Source organism: Gordonia caeni (assembly GCF_039537105.1).
In the GTDB taxonomy this organism is placed as follows: domain Bacteria; phylum Actinomycetota; class Actinomycetes; order Mycobacteriales; family Mycobacteriaceae; genus Gordonia; species Gordonia caeni.
The window spans coordinates 245,689-258,248 of the sequence record NZ_BAAAZW010000002.1; the positions used below are offsets into that span (position 1 = coordinate 245,689).

Here is a 12,560-nt window from a genome sequence, read left to right on the forward strand (position 1 = left end):
TCACCGGCCTTCCGCGCCGCCTCCGAAAGCCGGGATCATGCAGGAAGTCCTGAACGCGGCGACCCTCGGGTCGATCTACCTCCTGTTCGCGCTCGGCATGGCGCTCGCCTGGGGAACCATCGGGATCCTCAACTTCGCGCACGGGGCCACCTTCGTCTTCTCCGTGCTGGTGGCCTACTGGATCACCCAGTCCTCGCCGCTGCCGCTGGTGGTGATCCTGCTGGTGGTGATGGCGGTGGGCGCGGCGCTCTCGCTCGCCACCCAGCTGCTGGTCTTCCAGCAGATCGTCAACCGCAGCCGCAGTCACCGCTCCACCGAACTGCGCATCATCATCGCCGGTATCGGGGTATCGGCGATCCCCGTCGCCGTCGCCCAGCGGGCCACCGGCAGCAGCCCCTTCGGCTTCGACACCACCTACCGGTCCCGCGAGTTCAACATCGGCGGCGTGCACCTGAGCACCACGGTGGTGCTCATCCTGCTCGCGGCGATCGGGATCGGTGTCGGGCTGACGCTCTGGCTCAAGCGGTCCCGGCAGGGGCTGGCGCTGCGCGCGATCGGAGTGGACTCGGAGGTGAGCGGCGGCATGGGCGTCAATCGCAGCGCCCTGGCGCTGGGCACCATGGCCGTCTCCGGCGCCCTCGCCGGTCTGGCCGGCGCACTGCTCACCCTGTACCTGGGGGCGATCGCCCCCGAATCGGGAGATCCGCTGCTGATCAAGGCATTCGCGATCATCGTGCTGGGTGGTCTCGGCTCCATGGGCGGTGCGGTGCTCGGCGCCTACATTCTGGCCGGCGCCGAGACGGTGCTGATCCAGCTGCACTTCGGCACCTGGGTGGATGCGGTCTCGTTCGGCCTGATCTTCCTGGTCCTGCTGTTCCGGCCGCAGGGGCTGTTCGGCCGCAAGGAGGTGCGCCGCACATGAGCGTCTGGCTCGACTCCAACACGGTGCTGCTGCAGCAGACCCTCACCACGCTGCTGATGGCGCTGAGCATCCAGATCCCGATGCGGATGGGTGTGTTCTCGTTCGCGGGCATCGGGGCCTTCGGGATCGGCGGCTACGCGTCCGCCGCGGCGATGATCCACCTGGGCTGGGGCACCGTCCCGGCGATCGTCCTGGGCGTGCTGCTCTCCGGCGCCGTCGTCTACGTGCTCGGCCTGGTGATCCAGCGACTGAACGGGCTGTATCTGGGTATGGCCACCATCGCCTTCACGCTGATCGTCGCCGTGGTGGCGGTCAACGGCGGCGACCTGACCGGTGGGGCCTCCGGGCTCTTCGGCGCGCTCGGCGACCTGACGCTGGGTTCGATCTTCCTCGTCGTGCTGGTGGTGGTGGCGCTGACCCAGCTCACCGAATCGGGGAGCCTGGGCCGGCGGATCGACGCCGTGCGCGAGGATCCCGAGCTGGCCAACGCCATGGGCATCGACGTCGGCCGCTACCGCCGGCTCAGCTTCCTGGCCGCCGGCATGGTGGGCGGTCTCTCCGGTGCCATCACCACGCTGCTGCGCAGCACCATCACGCCCGAAGAGGTGAACTTCCACCTGGTGGTGCTCGCGCTGACGGTGATCGTCGTCGGCGGCACCGGCTCCTGGGTGGGCGTGCTGATCGGGTCGGTCATCTTCGTGTGGCTGCCCACCTGGGTCTCGTTCGTCGCCGAATGGGAGCAGTTCATCTACGGCGCCCTGGTGGTGCTCGCGGCGGTCCTGCTGCCCAACGGCATCCTCGGTGTGCTGCGGAACCTGTGGCACCGATTGCGCACGCGGGACACGCGCCCGCCCGACCCGGATGAGGACGCCGGACGAGAACTGCAGGAGGTGGCGGCATCATGAGTGAACCGACCGAACGGGCGGCGTTGCCGCTGCTGGAATTGGACGACGTGGCCGTGCACTTCGGCGGTGTCCGCGCCGTCGACGGCGTCTCCCTGTACCTTCGGGAAGGCCTGATCCACGGGATCCTCGGCGCCAACGGCTCGGGCAAGTCCACGCTGCTGGGGGCGGTCACCCGGCTCAACCCGCTGACCCGCGGCGACCTGCGGTTCGCCGGCCGGTCCTATGCCGGCGTGGCCCCGCACCGGGTGGCGCGACTGGGGGTGGCGCGGACCTTCCAGACCGTCCGGCTGATCGACGACCGGTCGGTGCGCGACAATGTGCTCCTCGGCCTGGACACCGCCACCCGCAGCGCCCGCGCCGGTGCGGGGGCCCGGGTCGACGAGGTGATGGAGCGGGTCGGCATCGCCGGGCTGGGACGCATGCGGCCCAGCGAGCTGTCGTACGGGATGCAGCGGCGCACCGAGATCGCGCGCGCCATCGTGGGTTCCCCGCGGCTGCTGCTCCTGGACGAGCCGACCGCGGGCATGAACACCGACGAGCGCGACGAGATCAGCGCGCTGCTGCGCTCGCTGCAGCGCGAGGGCTACACCCAGCTGCTGGTGGAGCACGACGTGGCGATGATGGTGGACGTCTGCGACTACCTGTTCGCCATGAACTTCGGGAAGCTGATCGCACAGGGGCTGCCCGACGAGGTGGTCCGCGACGACGGTGTGCGCGAGTCCTATCTGGGAAAGCAGGCGCAGTGATGCTGGAAGTGAACGACCTCCGGGTCAGCTACGGCGCGGTGAACGCGGTGCAGGGCGTGACCATGCGGGCCGACGCGGGCCGGGTGACGCTGGTGCTCGGCGCCAATGGCGCCGGGAAGACCACGAGTCTGCGGGCCGTGGCCGGATTCCACCGGCCCAAAGGCGGCGACGTGCTCCTCGGCGGCGACGACCTCGCCGGGCGGCGCGCGCACGTGATGGTTCGGCACGGACTGGTGCTGGTGCCCGAGGGCCGTCGGGTGTTCTCCACCCTGACGGTGGAGGAGAACCTGCGGATGGGCGGTTATCGCGCCCCGCGGTCGCGGATGGCGGCCGCGCTCGACGAGGTCTACGAGCAGTTCCCGATCCTGGCCGAACGCCGAGACATGGCCGCGGGCCTGCTCAGCGGCGGCGAACAGCAGATGCTCGCCTTCGGGCGCGCGGTGATGTCGCAGCCGAAGGTGATCCTGATGGACGAGCCCTCGATGGGCCTGGCGCCGACGATGGTCGAGCGGGTGATGACCCAGGTCCGCGCGATCGCCGACCGGGGGATCGCGGTGCTGATCGTCGAGCAGAACGCCGACGCCGGCCTGGCGATCGCCGACGAGGTCTCGGTGATCACCCGCGGTCGCACCGTGTGGACCGGTCCGGCCGCGCAGGCCAGCCGGGCGGCGGTGCACGCGGTCCTCGGCGAGAGCGCCCTGGATGCGGCCGGTCCGCCGGGGACCGGGGAGGCGCCGTGACCGCGGGAGACCCGGACGGCACCGCGCGGGTGGCCGCCGGCCGCGACATCGAGGATCTGCGCGGGGCCCGGCTGATCGGCGAGGCCCGCGAGCAGTTGCTGCGCGAGCAGACCGAATGCACCTTCTGCTTCACCGACGAGCACGGAGCGCCGGGGGCGGTGATCCTCAGTTTCGTGTGGGACGGGCGGGCCTTCTGGTTCACCAGCGTGGCCGGGCGGGCACAGGTGCGGGCACTCGAGCGCGACCCGAGGGTGTGCATAGTGGTCTCCAGTGCCGGTACCGGCAGCACGGGACGGCAGATGCTCGCCCAGCAGGGGCGGGCGGTGGTCCACCGGGATCCGGCGGCGTGCGGCGAGCAGCTCGCGGCGCTGGCCCACCGGCTGGCGCCGGCCGCGCCCGAGAAGTTCCTGACCCTGCTGGGCAGTCCGGGCCGGCTGCTGATCGAGGTGGAGCCTGCCGCGACGGTGGCCACCCACGACTCCCGGCGGCTGCCAGGCGACGGCCGCGGGGGTCCCCCGCGACCTTCCGTTCACTGAACGGTTCCCTAAATCAATATGCATGATTACTATCAATAGTGATCTGGAATACACATCAGACTTGGAGATTGAGATGAAGCTGCAGGGCAAGATCGCACTGGTCACCGCCGGAGCCTCGGGGATGGGCCGGTCCGGCTCGGAACTGTTCGCCGCCGAGGGTGCGCACGTCATCGTCGTCGACGTCGATGCCGCCGCCGCCGGCGAGGTGGTGGACGGCATCGTCGCCGCCGGCGGGCAGGCCGAGGCCGCGGTGGTGGACGTGCGCGACTTGACCGCGCTCAAGGCGCTGGCCGACGACGTGCAGCAGCGGTTCGGCAAACTCGACATCTTGTACAACAACGTCGGCATCCCCGGTGCGGCGGGCCTGCAGCTGACTCCCGAGGAGTGGGACACCGGCGTGGAGATCAACGCCCGCGCCTCCTTCTTCCTGTCCGGTTACCTGGAGGACGCCCTCAAGGCCTCCGGGAACGCCTCGGTGATCTTCACCAGTTCCACCTCCGGCCTGATCGGCTCGCCGTTCAGCCCCATGTACTCGTTCACCAAGGGCGGCGTGATCGCCCTGGTCCGCTCGATGGCGCTGGCTCTGGCCGCCGACGGTGTCCGGGTCAACGCGATCGCCCCGGGCTCGGTGGAGACCCCCGGCCTGCCGGCCTTCTTCCGGGCCAGCCCGGAGGAGACCGAGAAGCGCAAAGCGGCCTTCTTCGCTCAGATCCCGCTCGGCCGCGCCGCCCAGCCCGAAGAGATCGCGCAGGTCGCACTCTTCCTGGCCAGCGATATGTCCAGCTTCGTCACCGGCGTCACCATCCCCGTCGACGGCGGCCTCACCGCGAAGTAGTCGCCACCGGCCGGTGCACCCGGACCGGTCGGTCCACGCTAGAAAGGACGCTCATGGAGTTCGGATTCCTGCTGGGGGATCAGCCGCTGTCGGTGCCGCCGGAAGAGCACCTCGATCTGCTGCTGCGCAACGTCGAGGCCGGCCAGCGCGCCGGATTCACCCACTTCACCATCGGCCAGCACTTCCTCTACTCGGACTACCGCTGGCTGCAGCCGATCCCGGTGCTGGCGCGGCTGGCCGCCGAGATCGACGACGACGTCCGGATCGGCACCACGGTGCTGGTGGGTCCGCTGGCCCATCCGGTGCAGCTCGCCGAGGATCTGGCGACGCTCGACATCATCACCGGCGGCAAACTGATCGTCGGACTGGGCACCGGCTACCTGGAGCGCGAGTACGCGGCCTTCGACAAGCCGTACAAGAAGCGCTACAGCATGCTCGAAGAGATGATCGAGTTGATGACCGCGCTCTGGACGCAGGAGCGGGTCACCTTCGAGGGCCGCTACTGGCAGGTCGACGACATGCCCACCCACGTCCACCCGGTGCAACGCCCGCGACCGCCGATCTGGCTCGGGGCCATGAAGGAGGTGGGGGTGCGCCGGGCGGCGCGCCACGGTGACGTCTGGACCATCACCCCGCAGCAGACCATCGACCAGGTGGCCGATCTGGTGGACATCTACGTCGCCGAACGCCGGGCGCTGAACCTGCCGTTGCACCGCTTCCCGCTGCGCCGGGAGCTGCAGGTGGCCGACAGCTACGACGAGGCCCTGCACGATTTCGCCGCCGTCGCCCGCGGAAAGTACGTCTCCTACGCCAGCCAGGGGATGGGCCTGCTCGACCAGGAGCGGGTGGAGCGCGAGTTCCTGGAGAACGTCGCCGATCACGTGCTGCTGGGCACCGGTGAGCAAGTGCGCGAACAGATCACGGCGATCGCCCAGCGGCTGCCGGTCGGTCCGCTGCTGATCCGGCCGCACTGGCCGGGCATGGATGCGCAGCAGTCCGCCCGCTACCTCGAGCGGGTCGGCCGCGAGGTGGTCGCGCCGCTGAAGGACCTGCAGAGCGTCGGCTTCGACTGACCGCGCACCCGCCCACGACGACGGCGCCGTCGTTCCCGCCCGCGAAGGCGAGAACGACGGCGCCGGTGTCTGTATCGGTGACCTCGCCGGCGGGCGACTCAGTCGTCGGTGGGCCGCTTGAGCATCAGGCCCGCCCGGTGGGCGATGTGCACCACCTCGTCGCGCTGATTGAGGCCGCGATGCTCGAAGTAGACGATCCCCGAGTCGGTGCGCGACTTGGATTCACGCTTGTCCAGGATGGTGCTCTCGGCGCGGATGGTGTCGCCGTGGAAGACCGGGTTCGGGAAGTCGAACTTGGTGTAGCCGAGATTGCCCAGGGTGGTGCCCATCGTCAGGTCGTAGACGATCATGCCGCCGACCAGGCCCGCCGTGTACAGGCTGTTCATCAGCCGCTGTCCGTGAGGCTGGGTCTTCATGTACTCGGCGTCGAGGTGGATCGGCGCCGGGTTCATGGTGATCGACGTGAAGAGCACGTTGTCGTACTCGGTGACCGTCCGCGACCAGGCGTGCTTGTACTCCTTGCCGATCTCGAATTCTTCGTACCAGAGTCCGGGCATCGTGCTGTCTCCTTCGGGCGGTGGGGATCTTCAGGGGGGGGTGAATCAGGGCTGTCCGCCGTCGACGGTCAGCAGCGAACCGGTGGTGTAGCCGGCCGCCTCGGACGCCAGATACAGTGCGGCGCCGGTGATCTCGGCGGGATCGCCACCGCGGCGCAGGGCGAAGGTCTCCGCGCGCTTGGCGAAGGCCTCCTGATCCCACGCTTTGCTCACGTCGGTGAGGAAGGTGCCGGCGACGATGGCGTTGACCCGCACCGCCGGTCCCAGTGCGTGTGCGAGGGCCACCGTCATCGCGTTGAGGCCGGCCTTGGCGGCGGCGTAGGGCAGGGTGTGCGGGCGCGGGCGCTGCGAGGCGCGGCTGCTGATGGAGATGATCGAGCCGCCGCCGGCCGCGGCCATCCGGGTGCCGGCCACCGTCGACAGCCGGAACGGGCCCTTGAGGTTCACGTCGAAGACCTTGTCCCACAGCGCCTCGGTGATGGTGTCGACACCGTCGTAGAGCGGGGACATGCCGGCGTTGTTCACCAGCACGTCCAGCCGGCCGAACTCCCGGTAGATCGCGTCCACGGTCGGCTCGGCCGCGTCCCAGTCGCCGACGTGGTAGGCCAGCGGCAGGGCGCGTCGGCCGGTGGAGGCGCGGACCTGCTCGGCGGCCTCCTCACAGGATTCGAGCTTGCGGCTCGCGATCACCACGTCGGCGCCGGCCTCGGCGAAGGCCTGCACCATCGCCCGGCCCAGGCCGCGGCTGCCGCCGGTGACGAGGGCGACTTTGCCGCTGAGATCGAAAGGGGTGGAAGTCATCTGGTCTGCCTGTCGGACGGGGAAGGGAGAGGGAAAAGGGTCACTGCGCGTCGCGGCGCTTGGCCGGCGGCGGGAACTGCGGGGCCCGGCCGGCCAGGAAGGCGCCGGCGCCCTCCACCATGTCCGGGCTGCCGATGGCCTGGATCAGCATGCCCAGGCCGTTGCGCATCGAGTCCTGCGCGGCGTTCCACAGGTGGTTGCTGTTGGCCTTGGTGATCTCCAGGTAGCGGGGGCTGAGCGCGGAGATCTCGGCGATCCACTCGCGGGTGCGTCCCCGCAGCTGCTCGTCGTCGACCACCTCGTTCACCAGGCCCATCTCGAAGGCCTGCTCGGCGGTGTAGCGACGGCACAGCATCGCCATCTCGCGGGCACGTTTCTCGCCGATCTGCACCGGCAGCACGTTGGTGGCGCCGAGCACCGGCGACGATCCCACGCGCGGGCCGGTCTGGCCGAAGCTCGCCGAGCGGGCGGCGATCGCGAAGTCGCAGGCGATCACCAGTTCGTTGCCGCCGCCGGCGGCCGGGCCGTTCACCGCGGCGATCACCGGCCGCGGGCACGCCCGGATGCTCTCCAGCAGGCGCAGCGAAGTGGTGAACAGTTCGCGCAGCAGCGCCGGATCGGGGTCGTCCAGTTCGTTCAGGGCGCCGCCCGCGCAGAATCCGCGGCCGGCCCCGGTGATCACCACCGCGTAGGCGTCGGCGGCGCCCTGCACCGCGGCGATGATGTCGTGCGCCATGTCGATGTCGTAGGCGTTGAGCCGGTCGGGTCGATCGAGTTCGATCCAGACCGCCCCGTCCTCGCGGGTCACGTTCACACCGGTCATGCCGGCCTCCTTGTCAGTCGGGTCAGTTGCTGAGCGCGGCGGTCTCGGTCTCGGCGGGCAGGCCGACGGCCGTCCGGGCGGCCACCACGTCGCGGGGCCGGTCCACGCCGAGCCAGGCGGTGAGCGTTCCGGCAGCGTCGATCCACTGCACCGAATCCAGGTCGCCGGCGTCGGTGGTCTGGATCGAGACGGTGTCGCCGGCCCCGTGACGGCCCACGTACTGGATCTTGCGGCCGAACTGGTCGGACCAGAAGTAGGGGGCCGGATCGAAGGCCGGCGGATCCTCGGTCAGCAGGGCTGCGACAGCGGTGGCCGCCGCGGCGCCCGCGTCGTCCCAATGCTCGATCAGCTCGTGGCGGCCGGTGCGCGGCGACCAGCGCTGGGCGGCGTCGCCGAGCGCCACGACGCCGGGGGCGCCGGTGCGGCAACGCTCGTCGGTGAGCACGCCCCGGTCGATCTGAAGGCCCGAGCCGGCGAGCCAGCCGACGGCCGGCCGCACACCGATCCCGGTCACCACCACGTCAGCGGGCAGCGCGGTGCCGTCGGCCAGTTCCACGCCGTCGCGGCGCACCTGCGCCACCGAGGTCCCGCAGCGCAGGTCGATGTCCGACCACCACGGCAGCAGGTGCCGGGCCACCTCAGTGCCCAGGGCGACGCCGAGGGGGACGTCGCCGGCTTCCAGGCAGGTCACCTCGGCGCCGCGGGCGGCGGCGACGGTGGCCACCTCGGCGCCGATCCAGCTGGCGCCGATGAGCACCACGCGGGCGCCGGGCTGCAGGCGCGCGCGCAGGGCGAGGGCATCGTCGAGTGTGCGCAGGGTCAGCTGGGGGCCGTCGCCGGGTACGCGGACCGGGTCGGCGCCGGTGGCCAGCACCAGGCCGTCGTAGGTGAACTCGCCGCCGGTGGTGTGCAGCCGCCGGCCCTCGGTGTCCAGGCCGGTCGCGGCGGTTCCGGTGTGCACGCGGACGCCGAGCTTCTCGGTGTCGAACGGGAGTGCGGTCTGATCGCGTTCCCCGCGCAGCACGTCCTTGGACAGCGGCGGCCGGTCGTAGGGGAGGTGCTCCTCGGCGGTGATCAGCTCGATCGGCCCGGTGAACTTCTTGCGCCGGAGGGTGGAGATGGTGCGTGCCGCGGCCAGGCCGCCGCCGACCACCACGACCGTTCCGTCGGGGGCGATCATCGCGACTTGGTGTAGTGCTCGCCGAACAGGGGGGTGTCGCCCAGCAGCCGCTCGCCCGGGGTGAAGGTCACCGGGATGGAGTGGTAACCGGCGTTGGTGCCCTGGTCCGGGTAGCTGACGACGTTGTCCATGTCGACCACGTAATCGCCGAGCCGGGTGAACACCTGCGTGAAGATCTCGCGGGCGATGCCCTTGGCGATGTACAGGCCGGCGCAGCGGTGCACGCCGACGCCGAAGGCGATGTGCCGGTTGGGCCAGCGGGTGATGTCCACGTTGTCCGGGTCGTCGAACTGCTCGGGGTCGCGGTTGGCTCCCGCCCACGACAGCAGCGCGCGATCGCCCTTGCGCACCGGGCAGCCGTGGAACTCGGTGTCCTCCATGATGGTGCGCGCCAGCGCCTGCGTCGGGGAGAAGACGCGCAGGAACTCCTCCATCGCCACGTCGAGCATCGAGGGGTCCTCGATCAGCTGACGGCGCTCCTCGGGATTCTGGTACAGCCACACCAGGGACTGGGTCACCAGCGAGGCGGTGGTGCCCACGCCGCCGGAGATCACCAGCTCCAGGATGGAGTAGATCTCGTCGTCGTCGAGCTTGCGGCCGTCCACCTCGGCATCGATGAAGTAGGTGGTGATGTCGTCGGCCGGGTTCTCGCGGCGGAAGGCGATGTGCTCGCGCACCGTCTTGGTGACCCAGGGGACCGCCACCTCGGCGGCGTGCTTGTACTCCTCGGAATCGGGGGCGGCCGAGACCAGGGTGTGCATGGCGTCGACGTAGAACTGGTATTCCGAAGGGTCCAGGCCCAGCCAGTCGATCACCACGATGGCCGGGACCGCAGCGACGATCGCCAGGTCGGCCTCGCCGGTCTCGATGAACGAGTCGACGATGCCGGTGACGTAGTGCTCGATCTTCGGTAGGAGCCGCTCGGCGGCCTTGGGGGCGGTCGCCTTGTTGATGATCTTGCGGTACGGCGCCGAGTTCGGCGGATCGATCTCGATCGGGATGTGGAACTCGGTCGGCGCCTTGGGGATGGTCACCGCCAGACCCGGGCCGCCGTATTCGTCGTGCCGGGCCGACGAGAACAGGTCGTCGTTCCGCGAAGCCTCATACACTGAGGCGTAGTCGGACAGCACCCAGAATCCGCCGTAGGCCTCGGTCCAGCCCACCGGAGCCTTCTCGATCAGCTCCCGATAGATCTCCACGTGATTCGCGGTGTGCTCCGCCGAATGGTGATCGAAGTGGATGACGGGGCATCTTTTGTCACTGCTCATCTTGGACTCCTTGTGTGTCCGGGCTCACTGTTGTCTATGATAATAGTTATTATCAGTTCAAGGTCAAGTGTAGAGCGGTTCACCGTGCGGACGACGCGGTTCGGACGAAGGATCGGCTACCGAGAAAGGATGGTGGAGACATGAGGATCCAGGCAGATCAGAGCAAGTGCCAGGGGCACGGATTGTGCCGGATGTCGGCACCGGACGTGTACGACTCCGACGACGAGGGCCAGGTGGTGCTCCGGTTCACCGGCGATATCCCCGCCGAGCTCGAAGACGCCGCGGCGCTGGGCGTGGAATCGTGCCCGGAGGTCGCCCTGTCGATCATCGACGACTGAGCAACGGCAACAGCAACAGCCCGATCCCGGAGCCTCGCCGGCGACAGCCCCGTCCGAGCCGGCTCCGGCCACAGCCCTACTTCATCTCGTCCCTCGCCCGGCTCCGCTCTGCGCTGAGCCGGGCGAGGCGCCTTCTTGCTCGTTCGTTCACCTTGCTCGCTCGTTGAGCCGGGGCGAGGCGTTAGCCGAGGCCGTGTCGAAACGAACGCCCGTGAGTGGTCTCGACTTCGCTCGACCGCCGGGATGCATGCTCGACCGCCGGGATGCATGCTCGACCGCCGGGATGTAGCGCTCGACCGTCGGGGTGCAGTGCTCGACCGGCGAGAGACGGACCCGCGAAACGAGCCGTGGCGCACCTCCGACCGGAGGTGCGCCACGGCTTTGGCTGCTGGAGGACGTCAGCGCATGAGCAGCTTGGTCTCCAGGAAGGCTCCGAGGCCCTCGACGTTGCCCTCACGGCCCAGTCCGGACTGCTTGTACCCGCCGAAGGGCTGGGTGACGCACATGTCCCAGGTGTTGATGCCGATCTGGCCGGTGCGGATCCGGCGGGCGATGGCCTCGGCGGTCGCGTCGTCCTTGGCGTAGACGGCGCCGGACAGTCCGTACTCGGTGCCGTTGGCGATGTCGACGGCCTCGTCGATGGAGTCGTAGGGGATCACCGACACGACCGGACCGAAGATCTCCTCCTTGGCGATCCGCATGTCCGGGGTCACGTCGGCGAAGATGGTCGGCTCCACGTAGCAGCCGCCGTCCAGTCCCTCGGGCACTCCGCCGCCGGTCACCAGTCGGGCGCCCTCGTCCACGCCGATCTTGATGTAATCGAGCACCCGCTCCTGCTGCCGCTTGCTCGACAGCGGTCCGAGCACCGTGGTCTCCTCGCGCGGGTCGCCGACGGTGAGACCGGCGTAGGCCTCCTGCATCGCCGAGACCACCTCGTCCTGGCGGGAGCGTGGGACCAGCACGCGGGTCAGCGCCGCACAGACCTGACCGGAGTTGGCCACCCCGGCGAAGATCAGCGTGGAGAGCACGTCTTCGAGCGGCGCGTCTTCGGTGATGACGGCGGCGGACTTGCCGCCCAGCTCCAGGCTCACCCGGCCGATGCGGTCGGCCACCGAGGCCATGATCTTGCGTCCGGCGGCGGTGCTGCCGGTGAACGACACCTTGTCCACGTCGGGATGGTCCACCAGCTGCTGGCCGAACTCGCGGCCGCCGGTCACCAGGTTCACCACGCCGTCGGGCAGACCGGCGGCCTCGATGGCTTCGGCCAGCAGCATGGTGCTCACCGGCCCCTCGGGGGCGGGCTTGAAGACCACGGTGCAGCCGGCGGCCAGCGCCGGGCCCATCTTGAGCGATCCGGTGGCCACCGGGCCGTTCCACGGGATGATCACCGCGGCGACGCCGACGGGCTCGCGGACCAGCTTGCCGTGGCCGCCGTCGGCCCAGGTGCGGTCCTCTTCGAACTCGAAGCGCTCGTACAGCGTCGACGAATCGCCCCACATCTTGCGGGCGTTGTCGTGGAAGGCGGCCGAGACGGCGGCGGGCGCCCCGATCTCGACGGTGAAGGCCTCCGACATCTCCGGGATGCGCTTGACCACCTCGTCGCCGATGCGCTTGAGATAACCGGCGCGCTCTTGCGGGGACATGCGCGGCCAGGGGCCCTCGTCGAAGGCCTTGCGGGCGGCGGCGACCGCCCGGTTCAGATCTTCGGTGTCGGCCTCGGGGACGGTGGCGATCACGGTGTTGTCGATCGGCGAGACCACCTCGATCACGGAGTCGGAGTGCGGCTCGACCCACGCTCCGTCGATGAACAGCTTGTCGAAACTACGAATGGACATC

14 protein-coding genes are annotated in these 12,560 nt (G+C 69.7%); 8 read left to right on the forward strand and 6 right to left on the reverse strand.

Going from position 1 to position 12,560, the window contains the following annotated elements; translation table 11 throughout:
- Nucleotides 1–37 precede the first annotated feature (37 nt).
- From ABD732_RS03875 to ABD732_RS03905, 7 genes are all read left to right on the forward strand, one after another.
- Nucleotides 38–922 carry a branched-chain amino acid ABC transporter permease gene (locus tag ABD732_RS03875; RefSeq protein WP_344780777.1) on the forward strand — a complete coding sequence of 295 codons (885 nt, stop codon included), beginning with the start codon at nt 38–40 and terminating at the stop codon, nt 920–922.
- Entirely contained in the window at nt 919–1,827 is a 909-nt protein-coding gene (locus ABD732_RS03880) for a branched-chain amino acid ABC transporter permease (protein ID WP_344780779.1), read from the forward strand. The genes ABD732_RS03875 and ABD732_RS03880 overlap by 4 nt, the downstream gene beginning before the upstream one ends.
- Nucleotides 1,824–2,573, forward strand: a complete 750-nt coding sequence (locus tag ABD732_RS03885) for an ABC transporter ATP-binding protein (protein ID WP_344780781.1) — start codon at nt 1,824–1,826, stop codon at nt 2,571–2,573. Before ABD732_RS03880 ends, ABD732_RS03885 begins: the two co-directional genes overlap by 4 nt.
- Complete coding sequence (locus ABD732_RS03890) at nt 2,573–3,313, forward strand: ABC transporter ATP-binding protein (protein WP_344780783.1); 741 nt, start codon at nt 2,573–2,575, stop codon at nt 3,311–3,313. The genes ABD732_RS03885 and ABD732_RS03890 overlap by 1 nt, the downstream gene beginning before the upstream one ends.
- Nucleotides 3,310–3,849 (forward strand): pyridoxamine 5'-phosphate oxidase family protein, encoded by a 540-nt coding sequence (locus tag ABD732_RS03895; protein WP_344780784.1) that lies wholly within the window; start codon nt 3,310–3,312, stop codon nt 3,847–3,849. The genes ABD732_RS03890 and ABD732_RS03895 overlap by 4 nt, the downstream gene beginning before the upstream one ends.
- 61 nt (nt 3,850–3,910) lie before the next feature.
- Nucleotides 3,911–4,684: an SDR family NAD(P)-dependent oxidoreductase gene (locus tag ABD732_RS03900; protein WP_344780786.1), complete on the forward strand. Its 774-nt coding sequence runs from the start codon at nt 3,911–3,913 to the stop codon at nt 4,682–4,684.
- Between the two features lie 53 nt (nt 4,685–4,737).
- Nucleotides 4,738–5,757, forward strand: coding sequence for an LLM class flavin-dependent oxidoreductase (locus tag ABD732_RS03905; protein WP_344780788.1), 1,020 nt, complete (start codon nt 4,738–4,740; stop codon nt 5,755–5,757).
- Nucleotides 5,758–5,855: 98 nt separating this feature from the next.
- Here the strand turns inward: ABD732_RS03905 and ABD732_RS03910 are convergent, their stop codons facing one another.
- Genes ABD732_RS03910 through ABD732_RS03930 form a run of 5 tightly spaced genes read right to left on the reverse strand, consistent with a single transcriptional unit; the run spans nt 5,856 to nt 10,386 of the window.
- Nucleotides 5,856–6,314 carry a MaoC family dehydratase gene (locus ABD732_RS03910; protein ID WP_344780790.1) on the reverse strand — a complete coding sequence of 153 codons (459 nt, stop codon included), beginning with the start codon at nt 6,312–6,314 and terminating at the stop codon, nt 5,856–5,858.
- Between the two features lie 45 nt (nt 6,315–6,359).
- A complete protein-coding gene (locus ABD732_RS03915) occupies nt 6,360–7,115 on the reverse strand; it encodes an SDR family NAD(P)-dependent oxidoreductase (protein WP_344780792.1) in 756 nt (251 codons plus the stop codon).
- A 40-nt stretch (nt 7,116–7,155) separates the two neighbouring features.
- Nucleotides 7,156–7,938: an enoyl-CoA hydratase/isomerase family protein gene (locus tag ABD732_RS03920; protein WP_344780794.1), complete on the reverse strand. Its 783-nt coding sequence runs from the start codon at nt 7,936–7,938 to the stop codon at nt 7,156–7,158.
- A 22-nt stretch (nt 7,939–7,960) separates the two neighbouring features.
- Nucleotides 7,961–9,118: an NAD(P)/FAD-dependent oxidoreductase gene (locus tag ABD732_RS03925; RefSeq protein ID WP_344780796.1), complete on the reverse strand. Its 1,158-nt coding sequence runs from the start codon at nt 9,116–9,118 to the stop codon at nt 7,961–7,963.
- Nucleotides 9,115–10,386 carry a cytochrome P450 gene (locus ABD732_RS03930; RefSeq protein ID WP_344780798.1) on the reverse strand — a complete coding sequence of 424 codons (1,272 nt, stop codon included), beginning with the start codon at nt 10,384–10,386 and terminating at the stop codon, nt 9,115–9,117. Before ABD732_RS03930 ends, ABD732_RS03925 begins: the two co-directional genes overlap by 4 nt.
- 140 nt (nt 10,387–10,526) lie before the next feature.
- Here ABD732_RS03930 and ABD732_RS03935 point away from each other — a divergent pair, with 140 nt between their 5' ends.
- Entirely contained in the window at nt 10,527–10,724 is a 198-nt protein-coding gene (locus tag ABD732_RS03935) for a ferredoxin (RefSeq protein ID WP_344780800.1), read from the forward strand.
- A gap of 398 nt (nt 10,725–11,122) precedes the next feature.
- Here ABD732_RS03935 and ABD732_RS03940 read toward each other — a convergent pair whose 3' ends face one another.
- On the reverse strand, nt 11,123–12,559 hold the full coding sequence (locus ABD732_RS03940) for an aldehyde dehydrogenase (protein WP_344780802.1): 1,437 nt from the start codon (nt 12,557–12,559) through the stop codon (nt 11,123–11,125).
- Nucleotide 12,560 lies beyond the last annotated feature (1 nt).

What these genes read in the sequence shown, in the direction of transcription:
- ABD732_RS03875 (WP_344780777.1), top strand. Translation starts at nt 38, where the DNA reads ATGCAGGAAGTCCTGAACGCGGCGACCCTCGGGTCGATCTACCTCCTG.
- ABD732_RS03910 (WP_344780790.1), bottom strand. Translation starts at nt 6,314, where the DNA reads ATGCCCGGACTCTGGTACGAAGAATTCGAGATCGGCAAGGAGTACAAG.
- ABD732_RS03905 (WP_344780788.1), top strand. Translation starts at nt 4,738, where the DNA reads ATGGAGTTCGGATTCCTGCTGGGGGATCAGCCGCTGTCGGTGCCGCCG.
- ABD732_RS03925 (WP_344780796.1), bottom strand. Translation starts at nt 9,118, where the DNA reads ATGATCGCCCCCGACGGAACGGTCGTGGTGGTCGGCGGCGGCCTGGCC.
- ABD732_RS03930 (WP_344780798.1), bottom strand. Translation starts at nt 10,386, where the DNA reads ATGAGCAGTGACAAAAGATGCCCCGTCATCCACTTCGATCACCATTCG.
- ABD732_RS03935 (WP_344780800.1), top strand. Translation starts at nt 10,527, where the DNA reads ATGAGGATCCAGGCAGATCAGAGCAAGTGCCAGGGGCACGGATTGTGC.
- ABD732_RS03890 (WP_344780783.1), top strand. Translation starts at nt 2,573, where the DNA reads ATGCTGGAAGTGAACGACCTCCGGGTCAGCTACGGCGCGGTGAACGCG.
- ABD732_RS03940 (WP_344780802.1), bottom strand. Translation starts at nt 12,559, where the DNA reads ATGTCCATTCGTAGTTTCGACAAGCTGTTCATCGACGGAGCGTGGGTC.
- ABD732_RS03885 (WP_344780781.1), top strand. Translation starts at nt 1,824, where the DNA reads ATGAGTGAACCGACCGAACGGGCGGCGTTGCCGCTGCTGGAATTGGAC.
- ABD732_RS03880 (WP_344780779.1), top strand. Translation starts at nt 919, where the DNA reads ATGAGCGTCTGGCTCGACTCCAACACGGTGCTGCTGCAGCAGACCCTC.
- ABD732_RS03920 (WP_344780794.1), bottom strand. Translation starts at nt 7,938, where the DNA reads ATGACCGGTGTGAACGTGACCCGCGAGGACGGGGCGGTCTGGATCGAA.
- ABD732_RS03915 (WP_344780792.1), bottom strand. Translation starts at nt 7,115, where the DNA reads ATGACTTCCACCCCTTTCGATCTCAGCGGCAAAGTCGCCCTCGTCACC.